This window comes from Pseudomonas crudilactis (assembly GCF_013433315.1).
In the GTDB taxonomy this organism is placed as follows: Bacteria; Pseudomonadota; Gammaproteobacteria; order Pseudomonadales; family Pseudomonadaceae; genus Aquipseudomonas; species Aquipseudomonas crudilactis.
In genome coordinates this window covers 87,876-99,864 of sequence record NZ_WXVV01000012.1, presented here as the reverse complement: position 1 = coordinate 99,864, position 11,989 = coordinate 87,876, and the positions used below count along the sequence as shown (strand labels likewise).

At 59.5% G+C, this 11,989-nt stretch carries 20 protein-coding genes; 19 read left to right on the top strand and 1 reads right to left on the bottom strand.

Annotated elements, in window-relative coordinates:
- Positions 1-20 precede the first annotated feature (20 nt).
- From GTU76_RS15080 to GTU76_RS15010, 15 genes are all read left to right on the top strand, one after another.
- On the top strand, positions 21-389 hold the full coding sequence (locus tag GTU76_RS15080) for a hypothetical protein (RefSeq protein ID WP_180698943.1): 369 nt from the start codon (positions 21-23) through the stop codon (positions 387-389).
- 446 nt (positions 390-835) lie between these two features.
- Positions 836-1,378: a hypothetical protein gene (locus tag GTU76_RS15075; protein WP_180698942.1), complete on the top strand. Its 543-nt coding sequence runs from the start codon at positions 836-838 to the stop codon at positions 1,376-1,378.
- 299 nt (positions 1,379-1,677) lie between these two features.
- Complete coding sequence (locus GTU76_RS15070; RefSeq protein WP_180698941.1) at positions 1,678-1,854, top strand: hypothetical protein; 177 nt, start codon at positions 1,678-1,680, stop codon at positions 1,852-1,854.
- A gap of 173 nt (positions 1,855-2,027) precedes the next feature.
- Positions 2,028-2,339: a hypothetical protein gene (locus GTU76_RS15065; protein WP_180698940.1), complete on the top strand. Its 312-nt coding sequence runs from the start codon at positions 2,028-2,030 to the stop codon at positions 2,337-2,339.
- Between the two features lie 21 nt (positions 2,340-2,360).
- The gene (locus GTU76_RS15060; protein WP_180698939.1) at positions 2,361-2,552 is read left to right on the top strand and encodes a DUF551 domain-containing protein; all 192 of its coding nucleotides are present in this window, start codon (positions 2,361-2,363) and stop codon (positions 2,550-2,552) included.
- Positions 2,553-2,570: 18 nt separating this feature from the next.
- Positions 2,571-2,831 carry a hypothetical protein gene (locus GTU76_RS15055; protein WP_180698938.1) on the top strand — a complete coding sequence of 87 codons (261 nt, stop codon included), beginning with the start codon at positions 2,571-2,573 and terminating at the stop codon, positions 2,829-2,831.
- 21 nt (positions 2,832-2,852) lie between these two features.
- Positions 2,853-3,281: a hypothetical protein gene (locus tag GTU76_RS15050; RefSeq protein ID WP_180698937.1), complete on the top strand. Its 429-nt coding sequence runs from the start codon at positions 2,853-2,855 to the stop codon at positions 3,279-3,281.
- Positions 3,278-3,493, top strand: a complete 216-nt coding sequence (locus GTU76_RS15045; RefSeq protein ID WP_024013561.1) for a hypothetical protein — start codon at positions 3,278-3,280, stop codon at positions 3,491-3,493. The genes GTU76_RS15050 and GTU76_RS15045 overlap by 4 nt, the downstream gene beginning before the upstream one ends.
- The gene (locus tag GTU76_RS15040) at positions 3,490-3,684 is read left to right on the top strand and encodes a hypothetical protein (RefSeq protein WP_180698936.1); all 195 of its coding nucleotides are present in this window, start codon (positions 3,490-3,492) and stop codon (positions 3,682-3,684) included. The genes GTU76_RS15045 and GTU76_RS15040 overlap by 4 nt, the downstream gene beginning before the upstream one ends.
- Positions 3,685-3,962: 278 nt before the next feature.
- Positions 3,963-5,120, top strand: a complete 1,158-nt coding sequence (locus GTU76_RS15035; protein WP_180698935.1) for a coiled-coil domain-containing protein — start codon at positions 3,963-3,965, stop codon at positions 5,118-5,120.
- A 7-nt stretch (positions 5,121-5,127) separates the two neighbouring features.
- Complete coding sequence (locus GTU76_RS15030; RefSeq protein ID WP_180698934.1) at positions 5,128-5,910, top strand: ERF family protein; 783 nt, start codon at positions 5,128-5,130, stop codon at positions 5,908-5,910.
- The gene (locus GTU76_RS15025) at positions 5,894-6,511 is read left to right on the top strand and encodes a lambda exonuclease family protein (protein ID WP_180698933.1); all 618 of its coding nucleotides are present in this window, start codon (positions 5,894-5,896) and stop codon (positions 6,509-6,511) included. The genes GTU76_RS15030 and GTU76_RS15025 overlap by 17 nt, the downstream gene beginning before the upstream one ends.
- Positions 6,508-6,750 (top strand): hypothetical protein, encoded by a 243-nt coding sequence (locus GTU76_RS15020; RefSeq protein ID WP_180698932.1) that lies wholly within the window; start codon positions 6,508-6,510, stop codon positions 6,748-6,750. The genes GTU76_RS15025 and GTU76_RS15020 overlap by 4 nt, the downstream gene beginning before the upstream one ends.
- Positions 6,747-7,211: a hypothetical protein gene (locus GTU76_RS15015; RefSeq protein WP_180698931.1), complete on the top strand. Its 465-nt coding sequence runs from the start codon at positions 6,747-6,749 to the stop codon at positions 7,209-7,211. Before GTU76_RS15020 ends, GTU76_RS15015 begins: the two co-directional genes overlap by 4 nt.
- Positions 7,212-7,285: 74 nt before the next feature.
- Positions 7,286-7,600: a hypothetical protein gene (locus GTU76_RS15010; RefSeq protein ID WP_180698930.1), complete on the top strand. Its 315-nt coding sequence runs from the start codon at positions 7,286-7,288 to the stop codon at positions 7,598-7,600.
- 13 nt (positions 7,601-7,613) lie between these two features.
- On the opposite strand, the gene GTU76_RS15005 is transcribed toward GTU76_RS15010, so the two are convergent.
- Positions 7,614-8,093: a hypothetical protein gene (locus tag GTU76_RS15005; protein ID WP_180698929.1), complete on the bottom strand. Its 480-nt coding sequence runs from the start codon at positions 8,091-8,093 to the stop codon at positions 7,614-7,616.
- Positions 8,094-8,177: 84 nt separating this feature from the next.
- Here GTU76_RS15005 and GTU76_RS15000 point away from each other — a divergent pair, with 84 nt between their 5' ends.
- From GTU76_RS15000 to GTU76_RS14985, 4 genes are all read left to right on the top strand, one after another.
- Positions 8,178-9,878 carry a DNA cytosine methyltransferase gene (locus tag GTU76_RS15000; RefSeq protein ID WP_180698928.1) on the top strand — a complete coding sequence of 567 codons (1,701 nt, stop codon included), beginning with the start codon at positions 8,178-8,180 and terminating at the stop codon, positions 9,876-9,878.
- Positions 9,879-10,068: 190 nt separating this feature from the next.
- Positions 10,069-10,719 carry a DUF4406 domain-containing protein gene (locus tag GTU76_RS14995; protein ID WP_246376042.1) on the top strand — a complete coding sequence of 217 codons (651 nt, stop codon included), beginning with the start codon at positions 10,069-10,071 and terminating at the stop codon, positions 10,717-10,719.
- Positions 10,716-11,345 (top strand): hypothetical protein, encoded by a 630-nt coding sequence (locus GTU76_RS29890; protein WP_219342154.1) that lies wholly within the window; start codon positions 10,716-10,718, stop codon positions 11,343-11,345. The genes GTU76_RS14995 and GTU76_RS29890 overlap by 4 nt, the downstream gene beginning before the upstream one ends.
- A gap of 47 nt (positions 11,346-11,392) precedes the next feature.
- Positions 11,393-11,980: a hypothetical protein gene (locus tag GTU76_RS14985; RefSeq protein WP_180698927.1), complete on the top strand. Its 588-nt coding sequence runs from the start codon at positions 11,393-11,395 to the stop codon at positions 11,978-11,980.
- Positions 11,981-11,989 lie beyond the last annotated feature (9 nt).

Genomic DNA, 11,989 nt, shown 5'->3' with positions numbered 1-11,989 from the left:
GGATGAAGGGAGGCGACTGAATGGAGCACGACGAGAAGATTTGTCCGCTATGTGCGGAGACCATCAAAGTAGAAGCAGTTCGCTGCAAGCATTGTCATGCCGACATCTCTGTAAAAGCTCACGTTGAAGCGGTGAAGCCTGAGGGTATGGGATTTGCTCAGAAGGCTTTTATCGTTCTGATCTTGGGAGTTGCTGCTGCCTTCGCAATCGGAGCTTTCTCCAAGCCATCGGAAGAAGACCTGGCGAGAGATCACGCCAAAAGGGCGATTGAGATGTGTCGCGACAACGAGGCCTCCTACCAAGGCCCGGCGGGCGCACGGCAAATTATAAGCGGGGCATGCCGGAAGCTTGAGAGCGACTTCTCAACCAGATTCAGCCGAACCCCATAAACCTACTTGCAGTTCCGAGCCCGCCAACAGCGGGCTTTTTTATGGGCGAAAGAAAATTACGCCCATAAATATGGGAATACCCATTGACATGAAATATGGGAGTACCTATATTTGCATCCAAGCCAGCGCTTCACCGGCCCAGCAGCGAAAGCCGCGCCGCTCTTTAACAACCAGCGCCATGAACGACTACCCGGCCAGTCCGGTTAGGTCACTCCCGGCTCCATCGGTGGGAGGTCAGTAAACCGATGAACAAAACCGCACTTGCCTCTACCGGCGACCGGCGATCCGACAGGCCCGAAAGCCTGCCCACGCGCAGCCCACTGCGACGGCGGACGAGGTGTTGACCGAACTGAGTGAATGACCTGGTAAGCGGGTGCGGAGAAAGACCACAGATTTACTGATGCCGCTTCTATGAGGCGGCATTGGAAATCAACGGGAGTCACAAAATGCTCAACATCAACGAAGCTGAACTGAAGAAATCCATCGTGTCGAACGTCGCCGATCAGTTGCTGCGAGAGGATGAAGACCTCTCGGAGATGGTGGCGAAAGAGGTGAAAAAGCGCATCGACAAAATCTTCGATGAGCGCGTTACCTCGCAGATTCAGATGGCGATCGACGAAACCATCAATGGCTCGTTCGAGCGTGAATATCGCCGCGTGAATCAGTGGGGCGATCAGGAGGGGCCATCTACCACGCTGCGCAAGGAACTGGAAAAAACGGTAACCGCCTACTGGAACGGCAAGGTAAACCCCGGGGATGGCAAGCCAGCATCTAGCGATTACAACTCAGTCACCCGGGCTCAGTGGCTTATGACCAAGATCTGCGCCGAAGACTTCAGCAAGCAAATGCAGCAAAGCGTGGCGAACGTAACCGGCGCCCTGAAAGACGGCTTGCGCAATCAGCTTGCCAATCAAATGGACCACATGCTGAACGACCTTTTCAAAATCAAAAGCCTGCAAGACCAAGGCAAGGTTGAAAAGCCGTATTGAACAACCAGCGCCACGACAGCCTGTCGTTAACTGCCCGATCCTCTCTATGAGAGCGCATCGGGGTGTGATCTGAAGCGAAGCATCTAAGCGCGGCGACGTGGTTGCAAATCGGCGGGTCGCCCCTGCCGAGGATGAGACGGACCGGCCAGATCACACCCCGATGCGGACGAAACTGCGGCCTATAACCGCCCACCTGCATCAACGCGGGGTAGCTTGCGCGTAATCAAGCCAGCATCAAGCACCACGGCGGTAAAGCCCGCGCCGGAGACGTAACCGGCACCAACTAACCGGAGAACACCATGCTCCTACTCATCCTGATCGGCGCAGCGCTCAGCCATGCGCGGCCAGAACCGCCACCTGATGACGGCCTGCCAACCGATCCATTGCGCTTTCACCGTGAGCGCTGGCGAACGATCGCCGGGGTCGCAGTGTTCTGGCACTGCTCGATCCCGCCCAAAACAACCGGAACTCATTGAGCTCCACCCTCAAGCTGTATCGGAAGCAACATCGAAAAGGCCCTCTCGTCCAGTTGGGCCTTTTCACTTACCCGACACCACCCGAATGCACTCCCCTCCGCGCCCAACGGCAACCAGCGGAGCGGATGAGTGCATCCGAGTTTTGTTGGATCAACCAGCGAATGGAGAAAGCGATGAGCAAATACACAGAGGCGATCACAGCGGCTGTTAAGGCTCTGGAGCTCGCCGAGAAACCCCACCAGATCGCAGCTGAGCGACTCGCCACTGTTCGAGGCCATGCCGGTCAGTCTGGCTACTCGGTAAGCGTCAACGGCGTGACAGTGGCGGTATCGACCTGCGATAGCCGCTCCTACCAAGGAACGCTGATCCGGGGCCGGGAGATGATCCACTTGGGCGCCTTGAAGGCGCTCGGCGCTGAACTTCAAACAGCTACCGATCGCGTCCGGGATTGCCGGGCGTATCTGGCGTCGATCGTTATCGCCTAACCCCAAACACTGGAGGTCGCCATGAGCGATTGGATCAAGTGCAGCGACAGGCTGCCGGAGCAGGTCAAGGGCGATTATCTGATCGTCTGCGAGGGCGGTGAAATTGCCCTGTCTGAATGGATTGAAGATGGCGGCCCCGGTGGTGAGTGGGGCTTCTGGTACGACTGGGATGCCACCCACTGGATGCCTCTTCCCGCCCCGCCAACCGAATAACCAAGCCCGGAGGCACCCATGGCCCGCACTTACGAATATTGGACGGTCAAGGATGGCGAGGACATCGCCATCAAGCTGACCGTCGCATATTTCTCGGCTCGAAAAGGAAACTTCAGCTCCCAAGCCGCCGATCCCGATGAGTACTTCGGCCATTGCGAAATCAATTGGGAGTCGAAGGACGACACCAGTCACATGACTGAATCCGAAATCGCTTCGATGGAGGAATGGCTTGTAAACGAGCATTCCGAGTATCTGGCTGATCAAGCCTATTGCGACTGACCCGCCACTCTGGAGGCAACCATGAACGCAGCACTGAAGATTTGTCAGGCAATGCACGACGCGCAGTTGCCTCCGATGGTGATCGAGAGCGCGCAGGAAGTGGCTCGGGCTGAGTGGCTGTACAACGCTGCCGAGCAGTTGGTGCGGTTCGGCTGCGACGTCTCATTCCAGCGCCGCATGCGGCCGGCTCAGGGCGTCACGTTGGCCCAGCTCGCTCTGGCAGTTGATGAGCATGCAAACGGACGGCTCGCAGACTGCGAGGTCACTACGGCTTCGCTGGGGTATCTGCTGATCGGCGCCGAGCGCGGCCATGCTGACAAGGTCGCAGTCACCGAACTACTCGGCCCAAGCGATCACCCACTGGGCAAGCTTGGCGAAATCGCGGAGGGCCTACTTCGACCCCTTGTCGATGACGCTCTGATCGCCCAAGCCGAGGACAACGAGCTATGAGCAATCAGGTAGCACTGGCCCGGCTGGGTCTTGAAATCGCGAAGATGCGCAAGTCCTGCACTCCGGTGCCGGATCGCACCTTCGTCATGGGCATGATCGAAATGGCGGAGTTCGCCGAGATCATCGACACCCGCACCGCCAATCGTTATCGGGATGCGCTGGACGCCAAGTTCGTCGAGCGCAACACGCATCTGAAAGGAGTTTCGGCATGACTACCCCTCCGGTGAAGACGCTGGTTGATGAGCAGCTCGAGGATATCGAGCGCCGCATCGCGATCCTCGGCTTCGGCCTGCCCTTCAATGAAGTGATCGGCCGCAAGCGCGAGGATCTGGTCGACAGCCTCCCGCAGCGCCTGTCGGTGACCATGAAAGGCGGACGCATCGCGGTGAGGGCTCGGCCATGAAAATCATGTTCTGGTGTCTTGCCGCTGGCCTGTTAGTGGTTCTGGCTGCCTACAGCGCGGCTCGCGATGGGCAGGGTACTTGCCAGGTGCCGCGCTCCACCACCTACAACGTGTTCCGATGACCAGCCGGCAGATGGCCCGCCGGGTTCTGATCTGGCGCGGATCGTTCCCAGTCCTCGCGATTTACACCTTTCTGATGCTGCTCAGCGCCCTCGCCGACCGCATCACCTCCTGACTTTCCACTTCAATCGCTGCGCACGTCGCGGCAAGGATTCCCCGTGTCCGCACAACAGCAAGTCGTCAAGATCGACGACATCAGCGAAGAAAACGCACCGGCCATCTATGTTGCCGGCGGCCTTGGCCAGTTCTTCGATGCGGTAGCCGCTGAGGTCACCGCCGAGGTTCCAGACCTAACCACTCGCAAGGGCCGCGAGCGTATCGCCTCTCTCGCTGCCAAGGTCAGCAAGTCGAAAACGGCAGTGGAAAAGCCGGGCCGCGATTACCTCAAACGCCTGAAGGAAATGCCAAAGGTCGTCGAGGCTGAGCTGCGCGAATTCGTGAACAAGATGGACGCGCTGCGTGACGCAACTCGCCAGCCGCTGACGGACTGGGAGCAGGCCGAGATTGCCCGGACAGACGCTCACGTCGACGCGATCCAGCGCATCAAGGATCTCGCCATCTTCGAAGCGGCGCCAACGTCCGCCCACTTGGCCAATATCATCGCCGACCTTGAACTGCTCGAAATCGGCGATAGCTGGGAAGAGTTTTTGGCCGAAGCCGCCCAGGTGAAAGACCAGACGCTGATCAAGCTGCGCGCCCTGCACGCCGAGCGAGCGCGGTACGAAGCTGAGCAGGCCGAACTGGTCCGTTTGCGCGCCGAAGCCGAAGCACAGGCTCAGCGCGATCGGGACGCACAGATCGCCCGGGAAGCTGAAGAACGCACCCGCCGCGAAGCTGAGCAGCGCGCACAGGCCGAACGAGAGGCCGCCGCCCGCCGCGAGCAAGAGTTACTTGATCAGGCTGCAGCCGCACAGCGTGCCGCCGAGCAAGCTGCCCGTGACGCAGCAGCTCAGGCCGAACGTCAGCGCCTCCAGCTTGAGCAGCAGGCCGAGCAAGCCCGGCTTGCAGCGGAGCGGGCAGAAGCGAACCGCATCGCCGCCGAGCAACGCGCAGAACAAGAGCGCCAAGCCGCAGCGAAACGTGCCGAACAGGCAGCAGAGCAAGCGCGTTCCGATGAGCGCCGCCGTGCAGATGCAGCGGCTGCCGAAATCCTCCGCCAACAGGAAGCGCGCGAGGCCGACCTGGAACACAAGAAGCAGATCAACCGCGCCGCTCTGGAAGCCTTCATCGCCGGCGGCATGACCGAGGAATGCGCCAAGCAGGCAATCACGCTGATCGCCCAGCGCAAGATCCCCGCCATTTCAATCAACTACTGAGGTCGCCATGTCTACCGAAATCATCATGCCGGAGCAGCGCCGGCAAGCCGTCGTGCCGATCTCGACGGACAACAACATCATGGCGGTCATCAGCCGCGCAGCCGCCGATCCGGCCTGCGATATCAACAAGCTTGAGCGCTTGATGGAAATGCATGAACGAATGCAGGCGCAGAGCGCGAAACAGATCTACGACGAAGCGCTTGCACAAATGCAGGAAGAAATGCCGGTAATTGGTGAGCGCGGCGGGATCAAGGATAAAAACGGACGCATCCAAAGCACGTACGCACTTTGGGAGGACGTTAACGAGATGATCAAGCCGGTGATGGCAAAGCATGGGTTCGCCATCACCTTCCGCACTCCTCGCAATGAGCGCGGCATCGAAGTGGAAGGCGTGCTCAGTCATCGAGCTGGGCATCGCGAATCCACCTCGATTGTCTTGCCAGTAGATGCCACCGGCAACAAGAACGGTGTTCAGGCCGTGGCTTCCAGCGTCAGCTACGGCAAACGCTATACCGCCGGGCTGCTGCTGAACATTACGACAACTGGCGAGGATGACGACGGCAACGGGCCGGCAGCCCAAATCACGCCCCGTGTGACTTCGGCCCAAGCCACACAGCTGGCCACACTGCTGGAAAAGTGCAGCGACAAGGCCAAGGAGGCTTTCAAGAAGATCCACGGCGCCCCGGCCTCCGTTGAGAAAGCGGTATTTGATCAGGTGCTGGGAATGCTCACCAAATCAGCAGCGCAAAACGCCGCCGCTCAGGAGAATACAGATGCAGATAATCACTGAGGTTGAGCAGGGTTCGCAGGAATGGCTGGCTCTGCGCTTGGGCATCGTCACATGCTCTGAGCTGGAATGCCTGCTGGTCAACGGCAAAGGTGAAGCCGGCTTCGGCACCGGGGCCTTCACCTACATGAACACGCTAATCGGCGAGCGCATTACCGGCGAGGCTGCCGACCCTTTCCAAGGGAATCGACACACCGAGCGAGGCCATGAACTGGAAGGTGTCGCCCGGAAGCTCTATGAACAGCGTGAGGAAGTCGAAACCAAGCAGGTGGCGATCATCCTAAATCACGGAGCCGGCTACTCGCCCGACTCGCTTGTCGGGCCTAAAGGTCTGACGGAAATCAAAACCAAACTGCCGAAGTTTCAGGTGGAAGTGATTTTGTCCGGAGAGATACCGAAGGAACACGTCGCACAGTGCCAAGGCGGACTTTGGGTCTCAGAACGCGAGTGGATCGATTTCGTCTGCTACTGGCCCGGCATGCCGCTGTTTATAAAGCGCGCCTACCGAGACGAAGCAATGATCCGCAAGCTCTCGGAGCGGGTGAAAACCTTCTACGAGATACTCGAGGATCGCATGAACCAGGTACTGGGGATCGCAGCATGATCAGCAACCACCTCAACCTCGTCGAGCAGCACCGACCGGATGCCGAGTCGATCGCTGACCGAATCGCGCAGTACCTGGCTGCCGGCGGGCGGATCGACCAACTGAAAAGCCCGCCGCGCAATCCGCTGCCACCTCCGCGCTCTAACAAAATAGACCCTGAAACGGTCCTCAAGCGGCGCCCGAAGCCGATATCGGCCGATGACCGAAGGGCTCTGCACAAAATGGCGGATTCGATATGAAGTCGAAACGCAAACCCAACAACGGTTTCGCCCGGGCTGAACGCAGTTGCCGGGCGCTACTGCGCACCAGCCACGTCGCGGTGGTGAACATCGACCCCAGCGGCAGCCAGATCATGGCGAACTGGAAGAGCTGCCGGCAGATCCGCAGTCTGGCGATCGCCAACGCGATCTTCGACTTCTCCTACCGCTGGACGATCTACATCGCCGCCATGTGTCGAGACGAGCGCGGCGCCGAGTACATCAAGTCGGTGGAGATCTCGCCCGAGGGCATCTACAAGGTCGAGCGCCTGACCGACGCCATCGAGCATTACTACCTGGAGCTGCGCAACAGCGCGAACCCGAACCATCTGTTTGCGTCGGGCTGGATCGCCATTCCCGACGAGATATCGATGGATGAAGCCCATGCCGCGAAGCTGTTCTACGCCGCCGGCGCCTGGCATCAGGTGAAGGTCGCAGCGTGAGACGTTCCAGACCCCAACAACGCAAACGACAGACCTGCTGGACTTGCCGGCCAGCGGAATTGAAGAGGTAGGCCATGGCCAAGAGCAATGCAGATCGCTCAGCGAAAGCCGCGGCGAAGAGGAAGGAGCGCGGCGAAGAGGAAATCAGGCTGCACTGCCTGCCCGGTACGCGCCAAGCACTTGCTGAGCTGATGGCATGGAGCGGCATCGAGGAACAGGGCGAGGCAATCACGCTGATGATTCACCACCTGCACGGCCTTGGCCCCGGCGGCGCCCTTCCACTACTTGAGCCACCTCCGCGACACAAATACGAGATACCCGAAAACGTGTCGCGGAAGTTGAAATTGGCTTTCGCTCGTGAAGCGCTTCGCATCGATACGGACGGTTAGGATCGCGCACAGGCTATCCCGCTCTCATAATCTCTCTCATCTGTTCCTGCCATGCTTCCACCACCAGCGGGTCGGATGAAATAAGCGGAGTCATTTCCTCAAGATTTTCGACAACACGATCGAAGGCTATCGGTAATTTTGATTTGCCGTACGAGCTGTAGACGCCCGCCATTAAACTGTTCAAAAGAAAAACGTTCTCGATATTTAATCGAGCCACTTGGCGAAGCTCATCTCGAATGGCCTCTGCCTCATTCCGAGCCTGCTTGGCAGCCTTCGCATCGGTCTTTATCGAGGCTTTCCAAAAAGAGATTTCGGAAATACTTTCGGGGCCGATTATCAAGAAAATTGCAACGAGCAACCAAAGAGTGGCCACGGCAATGAAAGTTGGGATATCTATCCCGCCTGCGAAAAGTGCCACAGGGAGACCGATCAGAAGCGGCCAAAAAATTGCGTAACCTGTGCGTCTCGCTATCTGACCAGCAACTTCACTCATCTTCAACTCCTCGTTCCGGCTCCATGCCGGGCCGAACACAAATACCCCACTTCTACGAATCACGCCAGCCGGCGAGGATCCCCTATGGAAATAGAATACGGCTCGGTCTGCTCTGGCATCGAGGCGGCAACGCTTGCGTGGAAGCCGCTCGGCATGCGCGCCACCTGGTTCGCCGAGATCGAACCCTTCCCCAGCGCGGTGCTTGCCCATCACTACCCGAACACGCCGAACCTCGGCGACATGACCAAACTCGGCGCTCAGGTGCTGGCCGGCAAGATCGTCGCACCGGACGTCCTCGTCGGCGGAACACCGTGCCAAGCCTTCAGCGTGGCCGGGATGCGCGAAGGACTCACCGACCCGCGCGGCGCCCTCACCATCAAATACGTGGAGCTTGCAGATGCAGTTGACTATGTTCGAGCAGGCCAGCGAAAACCGCCCTGCGTCATCGTCTGGGAAAACGTCCCCGGTGTCCTCAGTGACAAAGGCAACGCCTTCGGATGCTTTCTTGGCGCGCTTGCTGGGGAAGACTGCGAACTGCAGCCTTCAGGGAAAAAATGGCCGGACGCTGGTTGTGTGTATGGACCCAAAAGAACAATCGCGTGGCGGATCCTGGACGCCCAATATTTCGGCCTGGCCCAACGACGCCGCCGTGTGTTCGTTGTCGCAAGTGCTCGAGACGGATTCGATCCCACCGAGGTACTTTTTGAGCGAGAAGGCGTGCGCCGGGATACTGCGCCGCGCCGAGGCGAGGGGCAAGACGTTACCGGATCAGCTCCTTTCGGCCCTGCGCTCCAGTGCGGATGTGGATATACCTTCGACGAGTCATTAGGACAATACGGATGCCCGAACTGCGAAGGCGAAGAAGGGCCAGCGGTTGGTGTGTTCTGCGGCGTACCGGCGTTCGGTGGGCACAGCCTGGGCGGATCGGTCGAAAGATCGGCAACGCTCACCGCGAAGGACACCCGGCTCGACATGGAAAGCGAGACGTTCTTTGTCGCGCCAACCCTCGCCGGCGGTGCACGTAAGTCCGGAGGCTACTCGCTCGACGATATCCCGCTCACTGCGCCAGCTCTGCGCGCACAGGCACAGTGCAGCCACCGCGCCGATTCCGAGGCATTTATCGTGGCCGGCACACTCAATGCCAACGGCAAGGCGGCCGGCAGCGCCACACAGCAAGATGCCGAATCTGGTTTGCTGGTAGTGCATGGCACGCAGGATCCGGGCGTGAGCGACTCAACAGCGTTCGCCCTCGGCCGGAACAACGGACAGGAAAACGCCGTGCTCGCCTTCTCATGCAAAGATCACGGTGCGGACGCCGGAGAGATCGCCCCTACGCTGCGCGCAATGAATCACTCCGGAAGCCATGCTAATGCAGGCGGCCAGGTCGCAGTGTGCATAACTGGCGATATCACGCACACGCTGAAGGCCGACGGCTTCGACGGCAGCGAGGACGGAACCGGGCGCGGCCAGCCAATCGTTGCATGTCGAGAGGTCGCCCAGACGCTTACAAGCAATTACGGCAAGCAAGTCGACAACACTGACTCAGCCCTGGGCCCGAACGTTGTTTCGGGTTCACGTTCGGTTAGGCGCCTGATTCCCCGGGAGTGCGAACGCCTCCAGGGCATGCTTGACGACTACACGCTGATCCCGTGGCGCGGTAAGCCTGCCAGCGAATGCCCGGACGGTCCCCGCTATAAGGCGATCGGGAACAGTAAAGCGGTCACCGTCGTTCGATGGATCGGCCAGCGTATCCTCAAGCAGATCACACCCAGCCCGTACGGATGATCGCTTCGATCAGCCGAATTATTGCGGTGATCAGTTTTACCCAGTCAGTGAGACGCTTCATTTCTTGAGTCCTTCGGCGGTATCGGAGCCAACGAACTCAACGATGAAACGGAATTTTCCGTAGAACAGCGCGAACAAACTGCATAACCCACTCTCCACCGCCCGGGCATGCCCCGGCATAGGACGCCCCATGCCCACAGAAAACCGTATCGACTGTCCCGCCCTGCACAAGCGCAGCAAAAGCTACCCGTTTGGCGATCGCGTGCCGTGCACTGTGCGGATGGTGAAGAGTGTCACCGCCGACCCCATGCCCGGCATTGGGCTTGCTTACATCAAAGGTGCGGTGCCGGTGGCGAATCAGGACGATATCTACCATGTGTGGACCAACAGCCATGGCGCCGTGGCAGCAGTAATGCCTGATGGCAGTCACCTTGGCCTGCGCCCCGGCGAATTCGAGGTGCACACCTGGCACGAACTGTCGCCGGCGCGAGCATCGGCTGGAGTGACGCTCGCCGCCGACCGCGCCAACCGCTTGTACCTGGCCGGGCCGATGACGGGTATCGAGGACTTCAACTACCCCGCCTTCAATGCCATGGCCGAACGACTGCGCACAGCCGGCTACGAAGTCGAGAATCCGGCAGACCACGGCACCGTCGAGGGTGCGGTCTGGGCCGACTACATGGCCTATGACCTGACAAGGCTCGGCCTGTGCGGAATGATTGCACTGCTGCCGGGCTGGGATTTGTCGCAGGGCGCCAGGCTTGAAGTGATGATCGCCGAACACCTCGGCATGCGGGTTGTGAATGCCCATGATCTGGTATCGATGGAGATTGCAGGATGAGCGAAGTAAGCCGGTATTGGGTGAATGGAGACGGTTATCTGTTCGGATGCTCCTCGGCGTTGGAGCCGAAAGACGACGAGCTTGTGATGTGGCCGGACTTCAAGCGCGTGCAGGATGAGCGTGACGCCCTGCAACAGCGCCTGAACGCAGCGGATCAGCTGCTCTCCGAGCAAAGAGTCGCGCTGACGCGAGTTTACGACCGTGCCCACGCCTTCGCAGAAAACAAATGCAGTATGCAGGTCGTCTCGGTTGAGGTGATCAGGGATATCGCGGCCAGGGCGATCGGCAAGGACAACAGTCCACCAACCTACAGGCCGGGTCTCTACGCCGTACGCCACATCGACAACTGGGATGGCGAGCGCGATGTCGCACTGACGTTCGCCATGCTGGACGCCGATGGGAAATGGACCGACAAAGAAACCGGTGAAGCACTGCTGACGTACAACGGGGACAAGGTTCTCACGGCGTGGCCGCTGGACTGCCCCGATGCGCCAGGCACCCAGATTATCGGCGTGCCGCGCATCTGGTTGGAAGACTGGGCGCTCGAACTTGTCGAAGCCGCGCAGGACGGCGGCCAGATGTCGAACCAAGTCGAGCATCTCCTCGAAATTCACGCCAAGCCCTAACTCACTCCCCCTTCAAAGTCAGCCGCTATAGCGGCAAGGACGAAGTCATGTCTGCACAAAAGCCAATCATCATGTACGACGCTCCGGAAGCGGCCAGCCTGCAAACGGTAACCGGCTGGGTTTCCTCTGGTGGTCGATTTTTCGGAGACGACGAGAACCTTGCCCGCTACTGCGGCGCAACCCATCGTCGTTGCGAGGTGAACCCCAAACACCCCATCTACGAGGTGAACAGTTCCTGCAATGAGTGCCGACATGTCCGGCGCCAAGCAAAATTCGCGGCGATGCCCGTCAAGGACTGGGCCGGCGAGCCTCTGGTTATCTTCGATGGCGACCGCTACTTCTTCGATGAGGATGACCTGCGCGACTACCTGATCGACAGCGATATCGAACTGGCTGACGTGCAGCTCTGCATCTGTGAGCCGAACTATCCCCGCGAAATCGACCCGGAAGACCATTTCTGCGACGACCTGCCTGAGGACGGCGAGATCAACGATGGTCAGCTGCTTGCGGCGTTCGAACTGCTGAACGAGATGATCCGCCAGTCTCAGCCGCTGTCGTGGTCGGAGGGTGAGTTTGCAGCGCGGCTCCCGCAATCGCTCATCGATGAGGTCACCACCGCGAGGGCCGCCGCATGATCCTCAAAT